The organism is Streptomyces sp. NPDC102467 (genome assembly GCF_044765445.1).
GTDB lineage: Bacteria > Actinomycetota > Actinomycetes > Streptomycetales > Streptomycetaceae > Streptomyces.
Genome location: NZ_JBIWKA010000002.1, coordinates 1 through 24604 on the forward strand (window position 1 = coordinate 1; position 24604 = coordinate 24604).

At 69.8% G+C, this 24604-nt stretch carries 19 protein-coding genes; 10 read left to right on the forward strand and 9 right to left on the reverse strand.

The window, feature by feature from the left end; genetic code table 11:
* Both ACIREE_RS03100 and ACIREE_RS03105 read right to left on the reverse strand, forming a co-directional pair.
* Positions 1 to 1010, reverse strand: a 1010-nt coding sequence (locus tag ACIREE_RS03100; RefSeq protein ID WP_404145359.1) for a maltotransferase domain-containing protein, incomplete at its 3' end; no start/stop codon positions are given.
* A 36-nt stretch (positions 1011 to 1046) separates the two neighbouring features.
* On the reverse strand, positions 1047 to 1265 hold the full coding sequence (locus tag ACIREE_RS03105; RefSeq protein WP_404145363.1) for a DUF5133 domain-containing protein: 219 nt from the start codon (positions 1263 to 1265) through the stop codon (positions 1047 to 1049).
* Positions 1266 to 1553: 288 nt separating this feature from the next.
* Here ACIREE_RS03105 and ACIREE_RS03110 point away from each other — a divergent pair, with 288 nt between their 5' ends.
* The 3 genes from ACIREE_RS03110 to ACIREE_RS03120 all read left to right on the forward strand — a co-directional run bounded on the left by ACIREE_RS03110 (position 1554) and on the right by ACIREE_RS03120 (position 6623).
* Positions 1554 to 2057, forward strand: a complete 504-nt coding sequence (locus ACIREE_RS03110; RefSeq protein WP_404145366.1) for a pep a2 — start codon at positions 1554 to 1556, stop codon at positions 2055 to 2057.
* The gene (glgX, locus tag ACIREE_RS03115) at positions 2054 to 4150 is read left to right on the forward strand and encodes a glycogen debranching protein GlgX (protein WP_404145369.1); all 2097 of its coding nucleotides are present in this window, start codon (positions 2054 to 2056) and stop codon (positions 4148 to 4150) included. Before ACIREE_RS03110 ends, glgX begins: the two co-directional genes overlap by 4 nt.
* Before the next feature lie 112 nt (positions 4151 to 4262).
* Positions 4263 to 6623, forward strand: a complete 2361-nt coding sequence (locus ACIREE_RS03120; protein WP_404145372.1) for a GH92 family glycosyl hydrolase — start codon at positions 4263 to 4265, stop codon at positions 6621 to 6623.
* Positions 6624 to 6667: 44 nt separating this feature from the next.
* Here the strand turns inward: ACIREE_RS03120 and ACIREE_RS03125 are convergent, their stop codons facing one another.
* Together ACIREE_RS03125 and ACIREE_RS03130 are read right to left on the reverse strand one after the other, a co-directional pair.
* Positions 6668 to 7870 carry a cytochrome P450 gene (locus ACIREE_RS03125; RefSeq protein ID WP_404145375.1) on the reverse strand — a complete coding sequence of 401 codons (1203 nt, stop codon included), beginning with the start codon at positions 7868 to 7870 and terminating at the stop codon, positions 6668 to 6670.
* 62 nt (positions 7871 to 7932) lie between these two features.
* Positions 7933 to 8772: a patatin-like phospholipase family protein gene (locus ACIREE_RS03130; RefSeq protein ID WP_404145377.1), complete on the reverse strand. Its 840-nt coding sequence runs from the start codon at positions 8770 to 8772 to the stop codon at positions 7933 to 7935.
* 115 nt (positions 8773 to 8887) lie between these two features.
* Between ACIREE_RS03130 and ACIREE_RS03135 the strand changes: the two genes are divergently transcribed.
* The 3 genes from ACIREE_RS03135 (at position 8888) to ACIREE_RS03145 (ending at position 13119) form a co-directional block, all read left to right on the forward strand.
* Positions 8888 to 9574, forward strand: a complete 687-nt coding sequence (locus ACIREE_RS03135; RefSeq protein ID WP_404145380.1) for a TetR/AcrR family transcriptional regulator — start codon at positions 8888 to 8890, stop codon at positions 9572 to 9574.
* A gap of 151 nt (positions 9575 to 9725) precedes the next feature.
* Positions 9726 to 10490 carry a hypothetical protein gene (locus ACIREE_RS03140; RefSeq protein ID WP_404145383.1) on the forward strand — a complete coding sequence of 255 codons (765 nt, stop codon included), beginning with the start codon at positions 9726 to 9728 and terminating at the stop codon, positions 10488 to 10490.
* A 280-nt stretch (positions 10491 to 10770) separates the two neighbouring features.
* Complete coding sequence (locus ACIREE_RS03145) at positions 10771 to 13119, forward strand: AbfB domain-containing protein (protein WP_404145389.1); 2349 nt, start codon at positions 10771 to 10773, stop codon at positions 13117 to 13119.
* A gap of 29 nt (positions 13120 to 13148) precedes the next feature.
* On the opposite strand, the gene ACIREE_RS03150 is transcribed toward ACIREE_RS03145, so the two are convergent.
* The 5 genes from ACIREE_RS03150 to ACIREE_RS03170 all read right to left on the reverse strand — a co-directional run bounded on the left by ACIREE_RS03150 (position 13149) and on the right by ACIREE_RS03170 (position 19252).
* Positions 13149 to 14300, reverse strand: coding sequence for an ROK family transcriptional regulator (locus tag ACIREE_RS03150; RefSeq protein WP_404145392.1), 1152 nt, complete (start codon positions 14298 to 14300; stop codon positions 13149 to 13151).
* A gap of 105 nt (positions 14301 to 14405) precedes the next feature.
* On the reverse strand, positions 14406 to 15905 hold the full coding sequence (locus ACIREE_RS03155) for a glycoside hydrolase family 36 protein (RefSeq protein WP_404145395.1): 1500 nt from the start codon (positions 15903 to 15905) through the stop codon (positions 14406 to 14408).
* Between the two features lie 68 nt (positions 15906 to 15973).
* Complete coding sequence (locus ACIREE_RS03160; RefSeq protein ID WP_404145398.1) at positions 15974 to 17323, reverse strand: ABC transporter substrate-binding protein; 1350 nt, start codon at positions 17321 to 17323, stop codon at positions 15974 to 15976.
* Between the two features lie 74 nt (positions 17324 to 17397).
* Positions 17398 to 18288, reverse strand: coding sequence for a carbohydrate ABC transporter permease (locus ACIREE_RS03165; RefSeq protein WP_404145401.1), 891 nt, complete (start codon positions 18286 to 18288; stop codon positions 17398 to 17400).
* 13 nt (positions 18289 to 18301) lie between these two features.
* Positions 18302 to 19252: a carbohydrate ABC transporter permease gene (locus ACIREE_RS03170; protein WP_404145404.1), complete on the reverse strand. Its 951-nt coding sequence runs from the start codon at positions 19250 to 19252 to the stop codon at positions 18302 to 18304.
* 188 nt (positions 19253 to 19440) lie between these two features.
* On the opposite strand from ACIREE_RS03170, the gene ACIREE_RS03175 reads away from it, so the two are divergent.
* The 4 genes from ACIREE_RS03175 (at position 19441) to ACIREE_RS03190 (ending at position 24577) form a co-directional block, all read left to right on the forward strand.
* Positions 19441 to 21453 (forward strand): DUF4832 domain-containing protein, encoded by a 2013-nt coding sequence (locus tag ACIREE_RS03175; protein WP_404145407.1) that lies wholly within the window; start codon positions 19441 to 19443, stop codon positions 21451 to 21453.
* Positions 21454 to 21604: 151 nt separating this feature from the next.
* Entirely contained in the window at positions 21605 to 23095 is a 1491-nt protein-coding gene (locus tag ACIREE_RS03180; protein WP_404146775.1) for an SDR family oxidoreductase, read from the forward strand.
* Between the two features lie 148 nt (positions 23096 to 23243).
* Positions 23244 to 23828: a sigma-70 family RNA polymerase sigma factor gene (locus tag ACIREE_RS03185; protein ID WP_404146778.1), complete on the forward strand. Its 585-nt coding sequence runs from the start codon at positions 23244 to 23246 to the stop codon at positions 23826 to 23828.
* The gene (locus ACIREE_RS03190; protein WP_404145410.1) at positions 23825 to 24577 is read left to right on the forward strand and encodes an anti-sigma factor domain-containing protein; all 753 of its coding nucleotides are present in this window, start codon (positions 23825 to 23827) and stop codon (positions 24575 to 24577) included. Before ACIREE_RS03185 ends, ACIREE_RS03190 begins: the two co-directional genes overlap by 4 nt.
* The last annotated feature ends 27 nt before the right edge of the window (positions 24578 to 24604 follow it).

Consider the following 24604-nt stretch of genomic DNA (forward strand, 5'->3'; position numbering starts at 1 on the left):
GGACGGTGCTGGAACCACTCCGGATGCTTCTCCACCCACGGATGATCCGGCGAACACTGCAACGCGAAGTCCAGCGCCACCTCCAGACCCTCCGCCCGGGCCCGCGCCACGAACGCGTCGAAGTCCTCCAGCGTGCCCAGATCCGGATGGACCGCCTCGTGCCCGCCCTCCGCCGAACCGATCGCCCAGGGCACCCCCACATCATCCGGAGTCGGCGACAGACTGTTGTCCGGGCCCTTGCGGTACGTCGTCCCGATCGGATGGATGGGCGGCAGATACACCACGTCGAAGCCCATCGCGGCAATCGCCGGCAACCGCCGGGCCGCGGTCGCGAACGTACCGCTCACCGGCGCCGCACCCGCCTCGACCACCGCACCCTCCGACCGCGGAAAGAACTCGTACCACGCCCCGTACAACGCCCGCTCCCGCTCCACAAGCAGCGGCAGGGAACCGCTCTCGGTCAGCCGGTCGAGCAGGGGGTGAGCCTCCAGCACCTCACGGACCTCCGCAGACGTTGCCGCCGCCAGCCGCTCCATGTCACCGCGCGCACCGTCCGTCAGGACGCGGATGGCTTCGAACAGCGTGCGCCTTGCCGCCTCGTCGGTCACCCGTCCCAGAGCCCGCTCCAGGTGTACGGCGCCTTCTTCGAGGGTGATGTCACTGTCCACGCCCGCCGGCACCTTGATCGCGGCGTCCCGCCGCCAGGCGGCCACCGTGTCGCACCACGCCTGCACGCAGTAGCTCCAGCGGCCGGGGGCAGCCGGGGTCACGACGGCGCTCCACCGGTCGCTTCCCGGGGTCTGTTCGCGCATCGCGACGCACTGGACCGTACGGCCGTCGGGGTCACGCAGCACGGCGTGCGGCCGCACGATGCCGGATCCCTCGACGAACACCAGGGCTGTGACCGGGAAAGCCTCACCGACCACGGCTTTCGCCATGCCGCGGCCACCGTGGACGCGGGGACGTACGTCCTCGATCTGTACAGGGACCGGCTGCGCCGTACCTGTCATCACTCTCACCTCCAGTGCTGTGCGCGGCAGTTGGGGTCACACGGTCGGCTTCGCCGCCGTGCGCGTCCGGCGCTCGGCCGTGCTGGCCGCCTCGCGTCCGCAGCGCTCGCCCGTCGCGGCGCACAGCGCCTCGACGGTCCGCTCGAAGCGCGCGCGTACCCGCGCATCCGCGGGAGAGGCGAGGAAGCGGCGCTGCCACCACCGGTAGCGCGTCAGCGTCCGGCCGATCTCCTCGCCGACCTGGCTTGCGTCCATGGCCTCCGTCGACCTCCTGGGTCCCGTGTTCTCCGCTTTCACGGCTCGCCCTCTGTGCACGGGGTGAGAGCGCGCCGTCACACTCGGCTGCCGTCCCACCATGGTGCGGGGTGATCGGCGATCCGGCCTGTTGAGCCGAGCGTCACCGCCCGATCACTCTCGTGTTGCACGAATGGAGTACGGGGCAGAGGCTGGTCAATGACTCTCGGGTGGCCCCTGCTCACGTTCCGTTCGCCTCGACAGATCGATGCGACGGCGGCGCGAGACTCGCGGTGAGGAGCACGAACCATGAACCGGACAGCGTCCCGCTACTACCACGTCGAGGTGGAGTCCTCGCTGGAGCGCGTCGGACCGATGCAGCGCATCGTCGCCGCGCACCTGCGGTACTGGGGGCTGGTGAAGCTGGTGCCGTCGGCGACGCAGGGCGTCGGACTCCTGCTGGAAGCAGCGGTCGCGGCCGGTCCGTTCGAGCGCGTGGAGATCGAGACCTGGTGGACCGGTCAGCACCTGATCACCGCGGTGTCGCACCCCGACGCCTCCGAAGGCGGTCAACTCAAGGGCACGCACTCGCACTTCGAGCAGATCGCGACGTTGAGCGACGGCTGGGGCAGCTGCACCACGAACAACCGGAAGATCGTCTGGTTCGCCCTGCGCAAGTCCGACAACGACCGCGAGGTGCTCGCCACCAAGCAGCCGGAGCCGTGGTCCAGCGAGTCGCTGAGCGTGCCGCAGACTCCGGCCACGCACGGGAGCGCCGCTCGCGAGCCCGCGATCGCCGGGCCCGCGTCGTGACGGCACGTCCGACGGACGACGGGAGCGGGGGCGTCCAGGCCGGACGCCCCTACCCCCTCGGCGCCACCTACGACGGGCACGGCACGAACTTCGCGCTCTTCAGTGGCGTGGCCGATCAGGTCGACCTGATCCTGGTGGAGCCCGACGGAACCGAACGGGTGGTGACGCTGCCCGAGGTGGACGGCTGCGTGTGGCACGGCTACCTCGCGGACGTCGGGCCGCGTCAGCGGTACGGCTACCGCGTCCACGGCCCCTGGGAGCCGACATCCGGGCACCGCTGCGACGCCTCGGCGTTCCTCCTGGACCCCTATGCCCTCGCGGTCTGCGAACAGCGCCTGCCGGGGCAGGACTCGGGGCACGGCCTGTGCGGAGTCGTCGTCGACCCCGCCTTCGACTGGGGCACGGACACGCCGCCCGCGTACTCCTACACCGACTCGGTCATCTACGAGGCGCATGTACGGGGGCTCTCCCGCACCCATCCGGACGTACCCGAGGAACTGCGCGGCACGTACGCCGGCCTGGCCAGTCCGCCCGTGATCGAGCACCTCAAGTCCCTGAACGTGACCGCGGTCGAGCTCATGCCCGTCCACCAGTTCATCCAGGACGGGTTCCTCCTCGACCAGGGGCTCTCCAACTACTGGGGCTACAACACGATCGGTTTCTTCGCGCCCCATCACGCCTACGCCGCGAACGGAGCGCTCGGCGAACAGGTCACCGAGTTCAAGAACATGGTCAAGGACCTGCACGCCGCGGGCCTCGAAGTGATCCTCGACGTGGTCTACAACCACACGGCCGAAGGCAACGAGAAGGGGCCGACGATCTCCTTCCGCGGGATCGACAACGCGTCCTACTACCGGCTCTCCGACGAGGACTTCAGCCGCTACTACGACACCACGGGGACCGGCAACAGTCTGCTGATGCGCCACCCCAACGTCCTTCAGCTCATCATGGACTCCCTCCGTTACTGGGTGACCGAGTGCCACGTCGACGGCTTTAGGTTCGACCTCGCGGCCACCCTGGCCCGCCAGTTCCACGAGGTGGACCGGCTCTCCGCCTTCTTCGACGTCATCCAGCAGGATCCGGTGATCAGCCGCGTCAAGCTGATCGCCGAGCCGTGGGATCTCGGGGACGGCGGCTACCAGATCGGCAACTTCCCTCCCCAGTGGTCCGAGTGGAACGGCAAGTACCGCGACAGTGTCCGGGACTTCTGGCGCGCCGACGACCACTCCCTGCCCGAGTTCGCGTCCCGCCTGACGGGCTCCGCCGACCTCTACGAACACGACCGGCGCAGGCCCCGCGCAAGCGTCAACTTCGTCACCGCGCACGACGGTTTCACCCTCCGCGACCTGGTCTCGTACAACGACAAGCACAACGAGGCCAACGGCGAGGACAACCGGGACGGCGAGTCGCACAACAGCTCCTGGAACTGCGGTGCCGAGGGTCCCACCGACGATCCGTCGGTGCGGGAACTCCGCGGCCGGCAGCAGCGCAACTTCCTGACGACGCTGATGCTGTCGCAGGGCATCCCGATGCTGAGCCACGGCGACGAGCTCGGCCGCACCCAGGGCGGCAACAACAACGCGTACTGCCAGGACAACGAAGTGAGCTGGATCGACTGGGATCTCGACGAGGACCAACGCGACCTGCTGCGGTTCACCCGTGAGCTCGTCGCCCTGCGCATGGCCCACCCCGTCCTGCGCCGACGCCACTTCTTCGAGGGCGGTACCCCGCAGGAGGGGCGGGAGTTGCCGGACCTGGTCTGGCTGCGGCCGGACGCCGCTGAGATGACCGCCAAGGACTGGCGGCGGCCCGACGCACACGCGATCGGTGTGTTCCTGAACGGCGACGACCTCTCGGCGCCCGCCCTGCGCGGGAACCCGGTCGCGGACGACTCGTTCCTGGTGCTGTTCAACTGCTTCTGGGAGCCGATGGAGTTCGTGCTGCCCGACGTCGCCTACGGCTCCCGCTGGACCAAGCTGATCGACACGTCCGAACCGACCGGCGCGTCCGACGAGACGGAGTACAAGGCGGAGACCTCGCTGCTCATGGAGGCACGCAGCCTCGTCGTGCTGTCCCGGCCGCCGGGCGAGTAGCCACTCCCCCGTCGATGCACCGGCCGCGACCGCCGGTGCATTGACGGAACGGCACGGAGGCACAAAGATCAACGGGCACGAATATGACAACGTTGTCGTACGAAGGGTCGCGATGAGAGCGCACAAACGCCTGTTCACCGCCTTGTTGATCGTCACCACCGTAGCCGCGGGTTCCGTCACCTCCGGCGCCGCGTCCGCCAAGGAGCGGGGCCCGCAGTTCCCTGATGACCCCACCACGCTGGTCGACACGTCGATCGGCAACAACGGCGACGGCACCACGTTCCCGGGTGCCGCCGCCCCGTTCGGCATGGTTCAGCTGAGCCCTGACACGCAGCTGAACAAGTACGCGTCCTACGACTACGCGCAGGACACCATCCTCGGCTTCAGCCACACGCACCTCTCGGGCGTCGGCTGTCAGACGATGGGCAACATCCGGTTCATGCCGACCACCGGCGCGGTGACGTCGTCCGACCCGGCCCAGTACGCCGCGAAGTTCAGCCATGACAACGAGACCCGCGCGCCGGGCTACTACGGCGTGAAGTTCGACAACGGCATCCGGACCGAACTCAGCGCGACGGAGCGGACCGGCCAGCACCGTTACACCTACCCCGCCGGGTCGGGCACGGAGAACGTGCTCATCGAGGCCGGCGAGAGCAACGGCAGCACCTACGCCGGCGACATCAAGGTGGTCGGCAACGACACCGTCGAAGGCTGGGTACAGGGCGGCAACTTCTGCGGGGAGACCGGCAAGGAGCGCTACCGGGTCTACTTCAGCGCCAAGTTCGACCGTACGTTCTCGAAGTTCGGCACCTGGACCGACGGCACACTCACCCCGAACCAGCGCGAAGCGTCGCGCGGCAGCAAGCGCGCGGGTGCCTGGCTGACGTTCGACCAGGCCAAGGGCGACCAGGTCGGCTCCTCGGTGGGTCTGTCCTACACCTCGGTCGACGGCGCGCGCCTCAACCGCAGGGCCGAGCAGCCCACGTCGTTCGACAAGGCCCGGGCCGGCGCGCACGACGCCTGGCAGGACGAGCTGAACCGGATGCGCGTGGCCGGTGGCAGCACCGCCGACCAGCGTACGTATTACAGCGCGCTCTACCACTCGCTGCTGCACCCCTCGATCGGCTCCGACGTCGACAAGCGCTACCGCGGCTTCGACGACAAGGTGCACCGTTCGGATTCGACGTACTACCAAATGTTCTCGCTGTGGGACACCTACCGCTCGCAGAACCAGCTCGTGGCCCTATTGAACCCGGACAAGGCCACCGACATGGCCAAGTCCGTGCTGCACATCTACCAGGACGGTGGCTGGCTGCCGCGCTGGGGCCTCGGCGGCGGCGAGACCAACGTGATGAGCGGCGACCCCGTCACTCCGTGGGTCGTCGACATATACAACCGCGGTCTGCTCGACAACCGCACCTCGCGGCAGCTCTTCGACGCCCTGTGGAAGAACGCCAACGACGTTCCCGCGGACCAGTCGATCTTCCGTGGCCGTGACGGCAATCCGACCTACGTCAAGAACGGCTTCGTCGGCTACCAGAACCTGCCCGGTTACCTGTACGGCGACAGCCGTCAGGCGGGCTCGGCCACGCTCGAGTACGCGCTCGGCGACTGCGCGCTGTCCACCATGGCCGGCGGCCTCGGCTACCGGGACAAGGCCTCGACGCTCGCCTCACGCTGCGACAACTTCACCAAGCTGTGGGACTCCGGCGTCACGTCGCAGGGCTTCTCCGGGTTCCCGGTCACCAGGAACGCCGACGGCTCCGTCGCGGGCGACCCCGACCCGACCCAGTCCGGCGCCTTCCACGAGGGCACCGCGTGGCAGTACCAGTGGCTCGGCCAGCAGGACCCGGAGACCCTCTTCGGTCTCATGGGCGGGCAGGCGGCCGCCGAGCAGCGCCTCGACAAGTTCTTCGACATGCCGACCGTGCTCACCGATCCGGCGAAGGCCGCTTCGGAGTCGTGGGTGACCGGCGCGTACGACTACCACAACAACTTCGCCTTCAACCCCAACAACGAGCCCGACTTCCACGCGCCGTGGATGTACGCGTGGACCGGCGCGCCGTGGAAGACCTCGGCCGTGCTGCGCGCGATGCGCACCCTGTTCACCGACAACGCCTACGGCATGCCCGGCAACGACGACCTCGGCGCCACCTCGTCGATGCTCGTCTTCGCCATGGCCGGTGTCTTCGAGGCCCAGCCCGGCTCCGCGAACTACGTGATCAGCGCGCCCATGTTCGACAAGGTCGAGATCCGGCCCGAGCACGGACGCAAGATCAGCATCGAGGCGCCGGGCGCCGACGCGGCCAAGCTCCAGTACGTCTCCTCCGTGACCACGGGCAAGGGCAAGCTGCGCCAGAGCTGGATCTCCCACAAGGACCTGCTCCGCTCCGGCACCGTCAAGGTCAAGCTCTCGGACAGGCCCACGAGTTGGGGCGTGAACTCCGCCCCGCCCGCCGTGGCCCGGGACTGACGGCATGAGGTGCGGCCCCTCCCGCGAGGGGCCGCACCTCGACCTCAACCACGCGCACGCGGGCCCAGTCGTACGGGCAGTGTGTCGAGTCCCCGTAGAAGCGTGCTCGTACGCCAGGTCAGGAGCGCCGGATCCGTGGCGAACGCGAGGGCAGGACAGCGGGTCAGGAGGTGGCGCAGGGCGATCGTGGACTCCGCACGGGCCAGTGGGGCACCGAGGCAGTGATGCAGACCGTGGCCGAACCCGAGGTGGCCCGGCCCTCGGCGCCGGATGTCGAAGCGGTCGGGTTCCGCGAAGTGGAGCGGGTCGCGGGAGGCCGCGGCGAGGGAGACCAGGACGCTGTCGCCTGCCGCGATCGGGGTTCCGGCCAGGTCCAGCGGTTCGGCCGCGAAGCGGAACGCGGTCGCGTGCACGGGGGTGTTGTAGCGCAGCGACTCCTCGACGGCGGAGCCGACGAGTGTGAAGTCGGCTCGTATCAAGCCGAGTTGGTCAGGTTGCATGAGCAGGCTGTGCAGGGTGGCGGAGATCAGGTTGACCGTCGTCTCGTGACCGGCGACGAGCAGCAGGAACACCATTCCCAGGAGTTCCTCGTGCGCGAGCTCGCCCTGACCGCCCGCCGTCGCGAGGTCGCTGAGAAGTGTGTCGTCCGGGGTCGCGGCCTTGTGGGCGAGCAACTCGGTGAGGCAGCCGGCCAGTTCGGTGGAGGCCGTCGCCGTCGCCTCCGGCGAGGTCGGCAGGACCAGCTCGTTCGACCAGGTGTGGAAGATGTCGCGGTCCGCCTCGGGAACGCCCAGGACCTCGCAGATCACGGTGACGGGCAGCGGCAGCGCGTACCGGCTCACGAGGTCGACGCTCCCCTGCTCGGGCAGGGCGGTCAGCAGGCTGTCGGCGAGGGCTTCGATCCGCGCGTGCAGAGCGGTGATCCGCCGGGGTGAGAAGTGTCCCGCGACCAGTCGACGGAGCCGGGTGTGCTGTGGGGGATCGCTCTGCAGCATGTTGCGGCCGATGGCGTGGCCGCCGTCGGTCCGCCAGGACGAGGAGTGCCGGATGTCGTTGCGCAGCCGGGGGTCGGTCAGGGCCGCTCGCGCCGCTTCCTGTGTGACGACGAACCAGCACGCACCGCTCTCCGGGACGAGGACGCGGTGGACGGGGCCTTTGTCGCGCAGCGCCGCGTACACGGGGTACGGGTCGGCTGCCAGGTCGTGGCCGCTGGGGGCCAGTTCTTCCAGGGTGGGCGCCTGGGACACAGGTTTCTCCGATCGTGTTCGTGGTGCGTTCGCCGTCATTGCGGCGCTCGGTCGCTCGGAGTTCAGCCCCGCAGAAGATCGGCCACGGTGTCGGCGACGGCCGCGGCCTGGCCGTGCCCGGCACGGGCGGCGGCCGGCCGGCGGTGGTCCGCGGTCATGTTCCGGCCCATGGCGCGGCGGGCGGCCGCGTCCGGTGTCAGGAGCACGACGGAGGTTCCCCCGGCGGTCAGCTCGGCGGCCTGTTGCCGCGCGTGCGGGTGCGGGCCGACGGCGGCGGGGATCGGGACGATCGCGAGTACGCGTCGATGGCCGCGGGCCAGTTCGAGCGGCGCGGTCGAGCGGCTGCCGCCGTCCATCCACCGGCGCCCGTCCGCGGTGACCGGCGGCCAGACGATGGGGACCGCGCAGCTGGCGGCGACCGCCTCGACGAAGGTGGGTCGCGTGTGCCGGTCGAAGGCCTCCAGTTCGCCGGTCAGCGCGTCCACGACCGCGATACGAAGGGGACGTTCGGGCCACTCCCGCACCCCGCCGAGCAGCATGCGGACGGTGTCGAACACCTCCGTCTGCGGTCCGGTGCGTGCGGCGAGGGCGGCCCGGCCCAGGCGGCGGACGGAGCGCTCGGGGTCCTTGGAACTCAGTGCCGCCCACAGGAAGCGCAGGGTCTGCGCCGCGCTCACTTTCAGGTCCACGCGGTTGTCACCGGCGAGTTGACCCTCGTACAACGCCCTCGGTGACTCCCCCGCGGCGAGCCGCGCGCCGAAGATCGCGCCCGCCGAGGCGCCGAGGATCACGTCGGGCCTGTCGAGGTCGACGCCCGCGTCCGCCAGTCCGGCGAGCATGCCCACCAGCCAGGCGCCGCCGACCGCTCCCCCACCGCCGAGCACCAGTGCCGTTCCGTCCATGCCGTCCCTCCTCGGAGCAAAGCGGGGAGTGCTCCCCATTTCCGCGTCGGACGATAGCATCCGTACCGGGGAGTGCTCCCCGGTACGGCGCCACGGGACCCGACGGAGGACGACGATGAACGGCGGCACAGGCTCCGGGACGGCCCCGCGCCGTCGCGACGCGCGACGCAACCGGGAACTCCTGGTCGAGGCGGCCCATGACGTGTTCCGCGAGCAGGGGCTGGAAGCGCCGCTCGACGTCATCGCCCGCAGGGCCGGCGTGGGCAACGCGACGCTCTACCGCCACTTCCCCACCCGCGTCGCGCTCGTCGACGCGGTCTTCCGCGACCCGCTGAGCGACACCATGACCGCCGGCGAGGAGGCCCGCGGAGCCCCGGACGCCTGGGCGGGGCTGACCGGCTACCTCGAAGCCGTCTTCACCGTGCTCGCCACCGACCGGGGCACCAACGACCTCATGACCACTCACCTGCGCGGCATCGAGGCCCTGGACGCCGTGCACGCGCACAATCGGCGGACGCTGGAACTGCTCCTCGACCGCGGCCGGACCGAGGGCACCGTCCGCCCCGACGTCACCGCCGAGGACATCCTGTTCGCGCTCGCCGCCCTGGGCCGCGCCGTCCCGGCGCTGACCACGGCGGCCGCCTCCGACGCATGGCGCCGCCCCCTCGCCCTGTTCCTGGACAGCCTGCGCACCGCGCCCGCCCCTTCACCGCTCCCCTCCCCCGCTCTCACCTCCAGCCAACTTGTCTCCGTGCTCGGCGAATTGGGCCCCCACCGCGGTTCCGGCGGCCCCGCGGTCTGACCCCTCCAGCGGATCAGCGAATCGACATTCGATCGAAACGCTCAATTTGAACAGTCCAATTGAGCGCTTGGATCGAACGTGCTAGAAACTGCGCGTGTCGCACCGCACGGTCAACTCCCCTTCCGTACGCGTCCTTTCGCCTGGAGGCACCATGAGCGCACACGCCCGTACACGCCGAGGAGTCCGCGTCTCCGCTTCGACCGCCCCCGTGGCGGCAGCCGCCGCAGCCGCCCTGCTGCTGATCAACACCGGAACGGCGCAGGCCGCCGCCGTGTGGGACGGTGACGCCACGCACGGCACCGGCGTCTTCGGCAGCGTCGAATGCGACTCCCCGGGCAGCCTGGTCACCGCCGCACAGACCGATGGCCACGGCACGGTCTTCCGCTACACGAAAGCGGTGGGCGTCTACCGCTGCGAGTCCCGCGGCATCGACGTGGGTGGCTCCCGGTATACGTTCGCGAACGACCACACCTACTGGCTCGGCTGGGAGCAGAAGTTCTCCGTGGTGCCGGGCAGCGGCTCCGACTTCGTGCCGTGGCAGTGGAAGTCGTACCCCAACTCCTCGCAGAACTACCCGTTGTTGATGACCGTGGGCAGCGGCGTGCTGAAGCTCGTGTACGTCGCGCCCGGCGCGTCGTGGAAGACGATCTGGTCCACCCCTGTCACCGCCTTCGACTGGAATCAGGTCGCCCTCGGCATCCACACCTCGGACTCGGCGTCCGACGGCTGGGTCGAGCTCTACTACAACGGCGTGCAGCAGAAGTTCACCGACGGCACCACCCGCGCGGAGGGCCGCACCTGGGACTCGGCCAACGAGCCCAAGTGGGGCGCGTACGACCGGGACAACACCACCACCGAGATCGTCAACCGCGTGGACAGCCTGAAGGTCGGTACCGCCTACGGCGACGTGGACTGACCGGAAACGGCCAACCGCGGCCCCGCACGGCAACTTCCCGCGTCCCAGGCGTTGACGCGCCGTCAGGCAGTGCGTAGAAACTCCTCTTACAACGATGTAAGGGCGTGGCGTCGCGCGGCGGAGAAGGAAGCGCGAGAGCCGACACCAGAGCGAAGACCTGGGCCAGGACCCGAGAGCCAGGACCCGAACGAAGACCAGAGCGAACACGAGCAAGAACACGCACCTCCGTACCGCTGTCCAGCGGCCCGACCGGCCGCGCCCTGCGACACGAGGAGCTCCGATGCGCCATCAACTCGCCACCACCCGTCTCAGATCGGCGCGCCGCGCGCTCGGCGTCCTGCTGAGCACGCTCGCGCTGCTCCTGGGCGGCGCCACCGCCCTGGCCCCCACCGCGCAGGCCGCGCCCACCGCCTGGACGCCCAAACCCGCGCCGATGACGACGCCGTGGACCAGCCAGGTCTCCCGGGACAACCCGCTCCCGGAGTATCCGCGGCCGCAGCTGACCCGGACCGACTGGAGCAATCTCAACGGCATCTGGGATTTCGCCGTCACTTCGGCGAACGCCGGGCAGCCGGCCTCGTTCACCGAGCAGATCCGGGTCCCGTTCGTCGCGGAGTCCGCGCTCTCCGGCATCCAGCGCAAGATCACCCAGAACGACAAGCTCTGGTACAAGCGCACGTTCACCGTGCCGTCCAGCTGGAACGGACGCCGTGTCCAGCTCAACTCCGGTGCCAGTGACTGGCGTACGACGGTGTGGGTGAACGGGCAGCAGGCGGGCGCCGTCCACAGCGGCGGCTACGACGCATTCGGCTACGACATCACGCCCCTGCTCAACGGCGGCACCAACACCATCGTCGTCTCGGTGTTCGACCCGACCCAGACCGGCGGCCAAGCGGTCGGCAAGCAGCGCATCAACGACGTGACGCCGCACCCGGGCGGCGGCATCTTCTACACCGCGGCCTCCGGCATCTGGCAGACCGTGTGGCTGGAGCCCACCGCCCCGGCCCACATCACCCGCCTCGACATGGTGCCGAACCTGTCCGACTCGTCCCTGCGCGTCACCGTCCGCGGCGACGGGATCAGCGGGCAGAGCGCGCGCGTCACCGTCAGCTCCGGCGGCACCACGGTGGGCACGGCGACCGGCGCGGCCGGCTCGCAGCTGACCGTCCGCATCACCGACCCGCACCTCTGGTCGCCGGATGATCCGTTCCTGTACGACGTGCAGGCCGAGTTGGTTTCGGGGTCCACGGTGTCCGACTCCGTCGGCAGTTACGCGGGCATGCGGTCGATCTCGCGCGGGACGGTCGACGGCAAGCAACGCCTGTTGCTGAACGGCAAGTTCGTGTTCCAGACCGGCACCCTCGACCAGGGGTACTGGCCGGACGGCATCTACACCGCGCCCACCGACGACGCCCTCAAGTACGACCTGCAGAAGCACAAGGACCTCGGTTTCAACATGGTCCGCAAGCACATCAAGGTCGAACCGCAGCGCTGGTTCTACTGGGCCGACCGGCTCGGGCTCCTGGTGTGGCAGGACATGCCCGCGATGGACACCCGCACCCCTGACACGGCCGCCCGCACCCAGTGGGAGGCGGAGTTCGACCAGATCATCGACGAGCACCGCAGCTCGCCTTCGCTGGTGATGTGGGTCGACGAGAACGAGGGCTGGGGCCAGTACGACCAGGCGCGCATCGCCGACAAGGTGAAGGCGGCCGACCCCTCACGTCTGGTCGACAACATGAGCGGCATCAACTGCTGCGGCGCGGTCGACGGCGGCAACGGTGACGTGATCGACCACCACAACTACGTGGGCCCGGGGGTGACGAGCCCGTCGTCGACACGGGCCGCCGTCCTCGGCGAATTCGGCGGACTCGGGCTCAGGGTGTCCGGCCATGAGTGGTCGCCCGGCAACGGTTTCTCCTATGAGGACCAGGCCGACGCCGCGCACCTGAACAACCGCTTCGTCGGCCTCATCGACGCGCTGCGCCTCCAGCAGCTGCCCGCGGGCCTCTCCGCGTCGGTCTACACCGAGATCACCGACGTCGAGAACGAGGTCAACGGCCTGGTGACGTACGACCGTCAGGTGACGAAGGTCGACCAGGCACGGGTCAAGGCGGCGAACCAGGCCCTGATCAACGCGTCGAAGAGTCCGCCTGCGCCGGTCACCCTGCCCACCGGTTACAAGTCGCTGCGCGTCACCACGCCCGGATACACCGACCGCTACATCCGGCACCAGGACGCCCTCGCGTACACGGAGGTCGTCAACAGCGGCAGCAGCGCCCTGTTGAAGAGCGACGCCACCTGGCGCATCGTGCCGGGCCTGGCCGACAGCTCCTGCTACTCCTTCGAGTCCCGCAACTATCCCGGCGAGTACCTGCGTCACCGTGACTTCCGGGTCCACCGGGAGGCCGGTGACGGCTCGGCCCTGTTCCGCGCGGACGCCACGTTCTGCGCGGTCCAGGGGCAGGGCGGGGTACGGCTGACGGCGCAGAACTTCCCGGGCCAGTACCTGCGGCACTACAACGCCGAGGTGTATCTGGCGGTGCCCGGCGGATCGCGGGCCTCGGACAACCCGGGCTCCTTCGTCGAGGACACGACGTGGGCCGTGGAGGCACCCTGGGCGCCCTGATCCCAGGCTCGGTTCTCCGGCCGGGCCGCTCAGCCGCGCGGCGCGGCCGGAGCCGCGAGTCCGTCGCTCAGCAGGCGGCTGTCGATCTCGTCGAGGGCCAGGCGCAGCGCCCCGAGGGCCACGCTCTCGTCGCCGAGCGTGGAGGTGCGCAGTTCCGGCAGGCGCAGGCAGTGTTTGGTCAGTTCGCGCCGCAGCGGTTCGAGGACCACGTCGGCGGACCGGGAGAACCCGCCGCCGTAGACGACGACCTGAGGGTCGAGGGCGAGCACCAGGGCGGCGACGCCGATCGCCAGGTCGCGGGCGTAGCGCCGGACGGCGGTCTTCGCGTCCCGGTCGCCTTCCCTGGCGGCCTGGAACACCCAGGCCGCCGCCTCGCCCGCCGTCGCCGGCACGCCGGGGCAGGACTCCAGGTGGTCGGGGGCGGTGAGCCACCGGACGGCCTTGAGCGCGCCGATCTCGCCCGCCGCCCCGCCGTGCCCGCGGCGCAGGGAGCCGTCGAGGATGAGCCCGGCGCCCGTGCGCAGCCCCGCGAGGAGGAAGACGATGTCGTCGGCGTCCTGCGCGACCCCCTTCCAGCGCTCCGCGACGGCGGCGAGTTTGCAGTCGTTCTCGACCTGGATCGGGCAGGTGAAACGGGCCGCCAGGTGCGCTGCCGGGTCCGTGGCGTGCCAGCCGGGCAGCGGCGTGAACAAAGTGGTGCGGCCGCTGGCGTCGACCGGCCCCGTCACCCCGACCGTGACGGCCCAGATGTCGGCCGGCGTCAGACCGGCGCCCGCCAGGACCTCGTCGATGACCTGGTCGACCGCGGCGAGCCGCGCCTCGGGCGCCGCCTCGGGATCGACCGGGCGCCGCTCGGCCCGGACGATGTCGCCCTCCAGGTCGCTCACCATGACGAGGATCTTGTGGACGCCGATGTCGATGCCGAGCGCGTGACCGGCGCCCGCCCGGAACCGGAAGCGGCGGGCGGGACGACCGACCACGCTGCTGGCCCCCGGCTCCTCCACCTCCGCCCACCCGTCGGTGACGAGAGCCTGGACCAGTACGTCCACGGCGGGCCGGGACAGCCCGGCCCGGCCCGCGAGCTCGGTGACCGTGGAGGGCGGATTGCCCCGCAGCGCCCACACGATCGACAGCTGGTTCATCTCGCGCATCCGGGACATGTCTGTTCCGGTCGTCGCCATGCTGGTGCTCCCTGGAGGGGTTGCCGTGCCCGCTACTGAATATTGCTGAGTAGTTTACTAATTAGCGGAGGCGGCGGTGCGCAAGTGGGGTGCCCGGTCGCCGACTCAGGCAATCGGATAGCGCTGTTCCGCCTCCGGAGTGACAGCGGGTGCGAAGTCCACCTCCCGTTCGTCAAGGGCGAAGCGGTAGCGTCCGAGCCTGCGGATCTCGGGGCGGTGGGCCAAGTACCCGGTCATGGCCTGCAGTTCGTCGGGGTGCAGCCAGCCGGGCGGATCGGAGACCGCCCGGAATCCGCAGATGTCGGCGAGGTCGCGCAGCCAGCCCTGCTGCTGTTCCGTCAGCAGGTTCAGCCGGCTCCGGAAGTAGACGACGTCCGGGTCGACTTCGAGCAAGGGAGCCTGCCAGAGCCGGTGCAGGGTGTTGACGACGGCATTGCGGGCCAGGGCGTCGGACGGGTCCTTGGTCGCGTAGTGCTCCCACAGCGGCGCGACGTCGGGTCCGCTGCGGATGCCGTCGATCAGCCCGAGCGAGGGCAGCAGGGGCGCGCCGCTGCCGAGGAGGTAGGCGTCCTTGCCCGCCTCCTCACGGATGATCCGCAGCCCTAGCCGGTAGGCCTCTTCGCGGCCGACGTCGGCGGAGCGTACGCCCGGCGCCGCGCCGGCGCCGATGAAGTCGAGCTTGAGATAGGTGAACCCCCATTCGTGGGCGACCCGTCGGATCGTCTCGCGCAGATGGTCCTGCGCCGCTGGCAGCGTGAGATCGAGGGTCCAGTAACCGGTGCCCCAGTTGTGACCGGCGACCACAGGTTCGCCGCGCCCGTCCCGGAGCAACAGCTCGGGACGGTCGAGTGCGGTGCGTGATGCGGGAAGCACGATGAACGGGGCGATCCACAGGCCCGGCCGCAGGCCCGCGTCCGTGATCCGATCGGCCAGCGCCCGCATTCCGGAGGGGAATTTGGCGTTGGGCTGCCAGTCCCCCACCATCCGCTCCCAGCCGTCGTCGACCTGGACGACGTCGAAGGGCAGACCGCGCAGGGCTGCGATGTCCTTGGTGAGCTGGGCCTCGGTGATGTTCTCGTAGTACGCGTACCAGCTGCACCACACGTTGCCGGCCCGCTTGTCACTGTGGCCGAGGCGGGCGGCGAGTTGCCGGGCGTAGGCGGCAAAGACCTCTTCCTCGTCGCCGTACGCCAGGAACCAGGCCGCGTCGCCGCGCTCGCACCACCCCGCGAGCGTGTCCCGGTCCGCGGCGAGGCGCGGGATGTCGAGGCCGAGCGCGCCGAGCAGCAGCACCCGTCCGTCGGCTCCCTGGAGGGCGGCGACCGCGGAGGAGTGATGGCGGGCGGGGTCGTCCCACACCGTGTCGTCGGCGGTGAGACGTCGTTCGGCGCCCTCGATGCGCAGCGGGGCGTTGGAGAGCGGGCTCCAGCCGCAGGGGCTCCAGGAGTTGTGTCCGTGCCGGTAGAACTGCGCGTCGCCAAGGCCGTGCAGCAGGGCCACCCGGCCGGGCGGCAACAGCAGGCCGCCGTCGACGGGCCGGGGCGGGGCGCCGCCTTCGAGTTCGGCGGCGACCGTGTGCCCGCCGAGGTCAATGAGCTGGGCCATGGATCTCCTTGCGTCAGGGTGACGGATGTACGTAACTGCGCTTGCAGGCAGGCGCGGGCTTGCGGCGGCTACTTGAAGAGGCCGTTGACCTTGTCATTGGCCGACTTGAGAGCGGACTGCGGCTTCACCCTGCCGAGGATCGCCGACTGGATGGCCTCCTGGACGATCGGGCCGATCTCGGTGCCGTGTTCGGTGACGGGCAACTGGAACGTGCTGTTCTTGTCCGCCACGGCGTCCGTGAAGACGTGCACGTCATCGCCCTTGGCCTGGTGCGCTGCGAGCGCCTTCTGCGTGGCGGACTTCAGCGCCGGGAAGACGACGGCGCGCTTGGCGACCAGGTTCTGACAGTCCGGCGAGGCGAGGAATTTGACCCATTTCCAGGCCTGGTCCTTGTGCTCGGTGCCGGCCCAGATGGCGTCGGACAGACCGTTGATGGCGCTCTTGCGGCCCGCGGGGCCGGTCGGCAGCGGTGCGAAAGCGAGCTTCTGCTTCAGCTTGGGATCGGTGAAGGTAGGAATCGTCCAGGAGCCGGCGACCATGATGGCGCCCTTGCCCGCGGTGAGCAGTTCGGAGTTGGCGACGGACGACTGCTTGTCGAAGCGGGGCGCGTAGCCCTGGTCGATGAGGTGCTTGAACCAGGCGATGGTCTCGGCGAGCTTGGGATCGTCGTACTTGTACTTCGTCCCCCACGGGTTCTTGTTCAGGTACTGGAAGCCGTTGGCGGCGGCGAGGTCACCCCAGCCGTTCTGGCCCTGGGCCCCGTCGGCCCACTCGGGCAGAAACCCGTACGTCTTCACCTGGTTCTTGTCGAAGGCGGGGTCGAGACCGTCGCGGCCCTTCTTGTCGACGGTCGCCTTGGCGATCGCCTGCTCCAGGGTGCCGCCGTCATCGGGGTTCCAGGTCAGGTCGTTCACCTGCTCGGCGTCCACACCCTGCTTCTTCAGCATGCCGGTGTTGTAGACGAGGGCCATGGTGTCCCAGTCCTTCGGCAGCCCGTAGCGCTTGCCGTCCTTGACCCAGGTCTCGGCGAGACCGGACTGGTAGGCGGACAGGTCGAGCTTGTCCTGGTCCACGTAGGGCTGCAGATCCAGCAGTTGGTTGCTGGTCGCGAACTGCGGATAGTAGGAGGCCTGGTTCGTCCAGACGTCCGGGGCGTCACCGGAGGTCAACTGTGTGGTGAGGTTCTGCCAGTACTGGACCCAGGCGGTCTGGGTGATCTTGATGGTGATGTCGGGGTTGGCCTTCTGGAAGGCTGTCGCGCAGTCCTGGTAGGCGGGCAGCTGCTTGTCGTCCCACAGCCAGTAGTTGATGGTCGTCCTGCCTCCGGCCGTGTCGGCGGAGCCACCACAGGAGACGAGGGTGGAGGTGGCGGCCAGACACAGCAGGGCCGCGCCGGTGCGCAGGTGCTTGGAACTCATCGCGAGGGACCTCTCGGGCTCGTACGAGGATGGGAGTCGTGCGGTGGGGTGGGCGAACTACCGTGTGCGAGCGACTATTTGATGCCGGTGAAGTTGAGGGACTCGACCAGTCGGCGGCCGAGCACGATCAGCAGCACGAGTACGGGCAGGACCGACAGCGCGGAGCCCGCCATGAGGCCGGTCCAGTCGGGCTGGGTGTTGGGCGACTGCTGCTGGAAGATGCCGAGCGCGACGGTCAGTACGCGGGTCTGCTCGTCGCGGCCGGTCAGCAGCGGCCACAGGTAGTCCTTCCAGGCCCACACGGTGGTGGTGAGCCCGATGGTGATGAGCGGGCCGCGGCTCATGGGCATCACGATCTTCCAGAAGATGCCCCAGGCCCCGACCCCGTCGAGCACGGCCGCCTCCTCCACGTCGCGGGGGATGGACAGGAAGAACTGGCGCAGGAAGAAGACCGCGAACGGCGTCATGAGCACGCTGGGCGCGACCATCCCGGCGAAGGTGTTCAGCCAGTCGAGGTTCTTCACCAGGACGAAATTGGGCAGCACGGTGAAGATGGGCGGGACCATCAGTGCGGCGATCAGTACGCCGAAGACCGCGTCCCTGCCGGGGAAGCGCAGACGGGCGAAGGCGTACCCGGCCATGGCACAGAACAGCGTCTGCAGAACGGCGATCAGGCCGCTGTAGACAACGGAGTTGAGCAGATAGCGCAGGAAGTCGACGTGCGCGCCCGACCCACCGGCGGCCCGCGCCTCCTCCTCGCTGGTCAGTCCGAGGACGCGCAGGAAGTTGATCATCGTGGGGTGGTGCGGGACGAGGCCGGTGGCGTCGGAGTAGATGTCGGCCGCGGGCGTCAGGGCGGTGCGGATCATCCAGTAGAACGGGAAGACGGTCACGAGCAGGGCGATGGTGAGCGCCGTCCATGCGGCGATCCGGCCGGGCGAGACCTTCGTGCGGATACGGGTCATGGTCTGCCCCCTTCTAGGCCAGGTCCGAGCGGGAAGCACGCAGCAGGCGCATCTGTACGGCGGTCAGCACGCCGAGGATCACGGCCAGGACGACTGCCACGGCGGAGGCGTAACCCATGTGGAAGTTCGTGAAGGCCTGTTCGTAGATGTAGAAGTAGATGACCCTTGTGGCGCTGACCGGGCCGCCCTTGGTGGTGACCGCGATGGTGTCGAAGATCTGGAACGAGCCGATCAGCGACACCACCAGGACCAGGGCGAGGACCGGCCGCAACAGGGGCAGCGTGATCTTGGTGAACATCCGCCACTCGCCCGCCCCGTCCAACGAGGCGCTTTCGTACAGGTGGTGCGGGACCTGCAGCATTCCGGCGTACAGGAGCAGCGCCGTATAGCCGGTGTACGCCCAGGTGTTGACCGCGGCGACGGTCGGCATCGCCCAGTTCGGAGAGGTGAAGAAGCCGGTGGTGCCGAACCCCAGGGCGTCCAGGATGTGGTTGACGAAGCCGAGGTTGGCGTCCAGCATCCACATCCACAGCAGGCCGACGGTGACGTTCGGTACCAGCCAGGGCACCAGCAGCATCGCGCGCAGCGCGACCGATCGGGTCAGGCGGTGCATGAGAGTCGCCAGGAACAGGCCCAGCACGGTCTGCGATCCGATGTTGAGAACCACGTAGTAGCCGGTGACCTTGAGCGCGTTCCAGAACTGGTCGTCGCCGATCAACTGGCTGTAGTTGTCCCCGCCGGTGAAGGCCGGCGGGTTGAGCAGGTTGTAGTCGGTGAGCGAGTAGTAGACACCGCGGATGGTCGGATACGCGTAGAAGAGCGCGAAGCCCACCAGTGCGGGCGCCAGGAACAGCCAGGCCGCTTTGCGATCGTCGCGGCGTCGACGTGGGCCCGCTCCGCGGGCCCTTCCCGGGGCGGGTCCCGCACTCTCCTTCGGTGGCGCAACTGCCGTCTTCGCGCCCATGGTTCCCCTCCGAACGGATCTGCGCCGCACCTCTTGTCAGTGGGGCACCGTGGACACATATTGATGAGCAGCAGCGAAACTTTGTCAATGCTGCCCCATAAAAATCCGGTGTCCGGTCCGCACGGGACCGAGCCGTCGGACGCTGCCGAATCGCACCAACTCCGCATTAACGCAAGGAGGTTGACCCAATGCGCACCTTCGCTCGACGACGCGGCAGAAAACTGCTGGCCGCGCTCGGTTCCGCGGCCGTTGCCCTCACCCTGGCCGGTCTGCCGCTCACCGCGCAGGCCGACCCGGCTCCCGGCCCCGCCATTGCCACCCCGGCCGCCGCCGCGGCTCAGGGCCCACCTACGCGGCCGGCTCCCGGCGCCGCCCCTGACCCCTCGCTCCCGGTCCACGCGCTCGCCCGCGCCGACGCGCCCCTCGACAATCCGCTCAAGGGGTTCGCCCGCTTCTACCAGCCCGGAGGCGACCAGAACACGGGCTATCCGCACTCGCTGACCTGGAGCTACTTCGGCCTGTCCGAGGTCATGAACGACCCGTCGGACTGCGGGCACTTCGACTGGGACGTGCTGGACAACGCCCTCGCCGAGACCGCCTCGTACGGCAACCAGGCCGCCATCCGCTTCTACATCGAGTATCCCGGCGGCAGCGGCAGCCATCCCGGCAACGCGATCCCGCCGTGCTTCGCGGGCCACGTCGACAACCGCACCAACTCCTACTGGAACACCACCAGCCCCGACTACGACAGCCCGTATCTGCTGGACGCGCTCAAGGACTTCATCGCGGCGTACGGCGCGCGGTACGACGGCGACCCGCGCATCGGCTTCATCCACATGGGCCTGGTCGGGCTCTGGGGCGAGTGGCACACCTGGCCGTACGACACCGACTCCTCGGGTGACTCGTACCCGAACTACATGCCCACCGATGCCCATGGCGCCGAGATCATCCGGGCCTACAACAGCGCCTTCACGCATACGAAGATCGAGGTCAGATACGCCGAGTCGGCCGGCGGCGCCGCCGACAGCCTGCCCGCGGTCGGCTACCACGACGACTCCTTCTGCTACCGCGAGGGCAGCCCCCTCGCCGGAGTCACCCTGCCGACGTCGATGGGCGGAGCCCCGTACGCGCAACTGCAGAAAGCCCTCGACCACGGCGTGGAGAACCGTTGGATCACCGCCTCCATGGGCGGCGAGGTGCGACCCGAGATCCAGTCCACCGCCTTCGACAACTGGCCCGGCGGTTCCGGCGCCGTGGACGACATGAAGGCCTGTCTGGAACTGGAACACACCACCTGGAAGATCAACGAAGGCAGTGCCGACTACTCCCCCACCGACGCCGGTGTGGGCGCCGCGGTCCGGCTGATGGGCTACGACCTCGGCGTCGACCGCGCCTACTTCCACGACACCGCACAGGGCAGCACCACCGTCGGCGTACGCATCGACAACACCGGCGTCGCGCCGTTCTACTACCCCTGGAAGGTCAGCCTCGGGCTCAAGAACGCCTCCGGTGACGTCGTCAAGACCTGGGCCACGCCCTGGGACCTGCGCAAGGTCATGCCGGAGAAGATCCGGGCCTTCCCCGACTGGGGTGTGGGCTCCGATCCCACGTACCGCGACTACGGCTACGCCCAGTACTTCGATGCCACCGTCGACCTCTCCGGTGTCGCCTCCGGCGGCTACCAACTCGTCATGAAGGCCAAGAACCCCCTGGAGGACGTCAGCTCCAACGCCAAGAAGCTCCGTTTCGCCAACTCCGGTCAGAACGCCGATGGTTGGCTCGACCTCGGCGCCATGACCGTCGGTTCGGGCGGCACCACCGAGCCCGTCGGCTACGAAGCCGAGACCGGCGGCAACACCCTCACCGGCACCGCCGTGGTCGCCGCCTGCGCGGCCTGCTCCGGCGGTGCCAAGGTCGGCTACCTCGGCAACGGCGCCACGCTCACCTTCAATGGCGTCGACGGCGGCAGTGGCGGCGCCAGGACCGTGACCATCCACTACGCGACGGCGGCGACCCGCTCGGCGACCGTCCAGGCCAACGGAGGCAGCGTCCGCACCGTCGACTTCGCACCCACCGTCGACTGGTCGACACCCGGCACCACCACCGTCGGCGTCGACATGAAGGCAGGTACGGGCAACAGCATCACCCTCGCCAACCCCTCGGGGTGGGCGCCCGACATTGATCGGATCACGGTGAGCTGACCTGTGGCGTCGGAGCATGCCGGGTCCGGAAAGCTCCCGGTCCCGGCATTCTCCGACGCGCCGGTCCACTGGCGGGCCGTCCCGGGGCTGCACAGTGGGTGGGGGGGTACGTACCGACCTGAGGAGTGGCGTGGACGCGGCCGATGACGCAATGCAGTGCCTGGTGACCGGGGCGAGTGGCTACATCGGCGGTCGGTTGGTGCCCGAACTGCTCGCCGCGGGGCACCGGGTGCGCTGTCTGGCGCGATCCCCCGGCAAACTGCGCGACCACCCGTGGGCCAAGGACACGGAGATCGTGCGCGGTGACGTCATGGACGCGGACTCGGTCGCCGAGGCGATGGCCGGCGTGGACGTCGCCTATTACCTGGTGCACTCCCTGGGCACGGGCGACGACTTCGAGCGGACGGACCGGGAGGCCGCCCGCATCTTCGGTGAGCAGGCCCGCCGGGCCGGTGTGCGGCGCATCGTTTATCTCGGCGGGCTCACACCGCAGGGAGTTCCGGAGCGAGAGCTCTCGCCTCACCTGCGCTCGCGCGCCGAGGTGGGTCACCTCCTGCTCGCCTCCGGAGTGCCGACGACGGTGCTGCGCGCGGCCGTGATCATCGGTTCCGGTTCGGCGTCGTTCGAGATGCTGCGCTATCTGACCGAGCGGCTGCCCGTGATGGTGACGCCGAGCTGGGTGCACACCCGGATCCAGCCGATCGCGGTGCGCGACGTGCTGCGCACGCTCGTCGGCAGCGCGACGATGCCGGAGCACGTCTCCCGCGCCTTCGACCTCGGCGGGCCCGACGTGCTCACCTACCGCGACATGATGGTCCGGTACGCGGCCGAGGCGCGGCTGCCCCGGCGGCTCCTGCTCCCGGTGCCCATGCTCACCCCCGGCCTGTCGAGCCACTGGGTCGGCCTGGTGACACCGGTGCCCGCGTCCATCGCCCGGCCGCTGTGCGAGTCGCTGCGCCACGAGGTCGTCTGCCACGAGCACGACATCGCCGAGTGGGTGCCGGACCCGCCGGGGGCGCCGATCGGCTTCGACGAGGCGGTGGCGCTCGCGCTGCGCAGGATCCAGGAAGCACAGGTCGCCACGCGCTGGTCCTCGGCCGCGCTGCCGGGCGCGCCGAGCGATCCGCTGCCCACGGACCCGGACTGGGCGGGCGGCAGCCTGTACACGGACGAGCGGGAGCGCCTGGTCGACGCGTCACCGCAGCGGCTGTGGGACGTGGTGGAAGGGATCGGCGGCGAGAACGGCTGGTACTCCTTCCCCCTGGCCTGGGCGGTGCGCGGCTGGCTCGACCGGGCCATGGGCGGCGTGGGGCTGCGACGCGGGCGGCGTGACGCGGCCCGGCTCCGGGTCGGCGACTCGCTGGACTTCTGGCGCGTCGAGGAGATCGAGCCGGGCCGGCTGCTGCGGCTGCGGGCCGAGATGCGGTTGCCGGGGCTCGCCTGGCTGGAGCTGACCGTGGAGCAGGTGGACGGCGACCGGTCCCGCTACCGTCAGCGGGCGCTGTTCCACCCCCGGGGCCTGGCAGGTCAGGCCTACTGGTGGAGCGTGGCGCCCTTCCACTCCGTGGTCTTCGGCGGCATGGCCCGCAACATCGCCTCCGCAGCGGAGCGCGGGCCCGCGCGCGGTCTCGTACGGCCCTGACCGCAGGGCACACCCGGCTGCCCGCACGCACGGTGTGCCCCCTGCGAAAGTTGTCCGCGTCCCGACCCATCCGCTCGCCCCGCGGCTCCGTATTACCAATGCACCCGTGATGACATGTGTGCGCAGCCAGAGCTCGGAGGTCTCGAACGTGAAGGAAGCCGTCCACATCGGGCCCGCGCCAGGAACCGGGCCCAGCCTGGAGGAGCTCATGGCCGATGTGGCGATGGGAGACAAGGACGCCTTCTCGTCGGTGTACGACGCCGTGGCGGGTTCGGTCCTCGGCGTGGTGCGCGCCGTCCTGCGGGACCGGGCGCAGTCCGAGGAGGTCGCCCAGGAGGTGCTCGTCGAGGTGTGGGGCAACGCGGCCCGCTACCGCACCGACCGCGGAACGGCGATCAACTGGGTGCTGACGCTGGCCCATCGCCGGGCCATCGACCGGGTCCGCTCCGTGGAGTCGGCCGCCGCCCGGGACCACCGGGCGGCGCTGCTGGCGCAGACTCCCGAGTTCGACGAGGTGACCGAAGAGGTGGAGACGCGGCTCGAACGGGAACAGCTGCGGCGCTGTCTGCGGACGCTGACCGAACTCCAGAAGCAGTCCGTGTCGTTGGCCTACTACCGCGGCCTCACCTACAGTCAGGTCGCCGAACTGCTGGCGGTTCCGCTCGGCACGATCAAGACGCGGCTGCGGGACGGTCTGATCCGGCTGCGCGACTGCCTGGGGGTGAACGCATGACCACCGCCGATCTGCACACACTGACCGGGGCCTACGCCCTGCACGCTCTCGACCCGGCCGAGCAGGCCGAGTTCGAGCGGCACCTCGACGCGTGCCCGGCGTGCGCCCAGGAAGTACGGGAGCTGTCCGCCACGGCGGCCCGGCTCGGGCTCGCCGTCAGCCTCGTACCGCCCGAGGGTTTCAAGGAGTCGGTCCTGCACCGGATCGACAGCGTGCGCCAGGAGCCGCCGCGGACCTCCGCGGGCACGAGCGTCACCGGGGCGCCCCGGCGCGGCCGGCAGGTCTCGCGCTGGACGCTGGCCGCCTGCCTCGCCGCGGTGGCCGCGCTCGGCGGGACCACGGTGTGGCAGCACATGGAGGCCCGGGACGCCCGGCAGGAGGCCCGGCAGGCGCAGCAGGCCACGGACCAGGTGGCCGACGTCCTCGCGGCGCCCGACGCCAAGGCGCGCACGGCGCGTCTGACGGGCGGCGCGAGCGGCACGGTCGTCGTCTCCAAGGAACGCGACAAGGCGGTGTTCGTGGCCGCGTCCATGGCGCAGCCGCCGAGCGGCAAGGTGTACCAGTTGTGGTTCGACGACGACGGCACGATGCGCTCCGCCGGACTGATGGACCCTGGGCGCACGGCGCAGACCGTCCTCATGGACGGTGCGGTGGCCGGGGCGTCCGGTATGGGCATCACGGTCGAGCCGGCGGGCGGATCGCCGCACCCGACGTCGCAGCCGGTGGCTTTGATGCAGCTGCCTGCCTGACGCGGTTGCCCGCGTGGCCGAGCCGTC

Excerpts from the sequence above, each read along its gene's own strand:
- ACIREE_RS03105 (WP_404145363.1), bottom strand. The coding sequence starts at position 1,265 with ATGGACGCAAGCCAGGTCGGCGAGGAGATCGGCCGGACGCTGACGCGC.
- ACIREE_RS03110 (WP_404145366.1), top strand. The coding sequence starts at position 1,554 with ATGAACCGGACAGCGTCCCGCTACTACCACGTCGAGGTGGAGTCCTCG.
- ACIREE_RS03120 (WP_404145372.1), top strand. The coding sequence starts at position 4,263 with ATGAGAGCGCACAAACGCCTGTTCACCGCCTTGTTGATCGTCACCACC.
- ACIREE_RS03130 (WP_404145377.1), bottom strand. The coding sequence starts at position 8,772 with ATGGACGGAACGGCACTGGTGCTCGGCGGTGGGGGAGCGGTCGGCGGC.
- ACIREE_RS03135 (WP_404145380.1), top strand. The coding sequence starts at position 8,888 with ATGAACGGCGGCACAGGCTCCGGGACGGCCCCGCGCCGTCGCGACGCG.
- ACIREE_RS03140 (WP_404145383.1), top strand. The coding sequence starts at position 9,726 with ATGAGCGCACACGCCCGTACACGCCGAGGAGTCCGCGTCTCCGCTTCG.
- ACIREE_RS03145 (WP_404145389.1), top strand. The coding sequence starts at position 10,771 with ATGCGCCATCAACTCGCCACCACCCGTCTCAGATCGGCGCGCCGCGCG.
- ACIREE_RS03150 (WP_404145392.1), bottom strand. The coding sequence starts at position 14,300 with ATGGCGACGACCGGAACAGACATGTCCCGGATGCGCGAGATGAACCAG.
- ACIREE_RS03155 (WP_404145395.1), bottom strand. The coding sequence starts at position 15,905 with ATGGCCCAGCTCATTGACCTCGGCGGGCACACGGTCGCCGCCGAACTC.
- ACIREE_RS03160 (WP_404145398.1), bottom strand. The coding sequence starts at position 17,323 with ATGAGTTCCAAGCACCTGCGCACCGGCGCGGCCCTGCTGTGTCTGGCC.
- ACIREE_RS03165 (WP_404145401.1), bottom strand. The coding sequence starts at position 18,288 with ATGACCCGTATCCGCACGAAGGTCTCGCCCGGCCGGATCGCCGCATGG.
- ACIREE_RS03170 (WP_404145404.1), bottom strand. The coding sequence starts at position 19,252 with ATGGGCGCGAAGACGGCAGTTGCGCCACCGAAGGAGAGTGCGGGACCC.
- ACIREE_RS03175 (WP_404145407.1), top strand. The coding sequence starts at position 19,441 with ATGCGCACCTTCGCTCGACGACGCGGCAGAAAACTGCTGGCCGCGCTC.
- ACIREE_RS03180 (WP_404146775.1), top strand. The coding sequence starts at position 21,605 with ATGCAGTGCCTGGTGACCGGGGCGAGTGGCTACATCGGCGGTCGGTTG.
- ACIREE_RS03190 (WP_404145410.1), top strand. The coding sequence starts at position 23,825 with ATGACCACCGCCGATCTGCACACACTGACCGGGGCCTACGCCCTGCAC.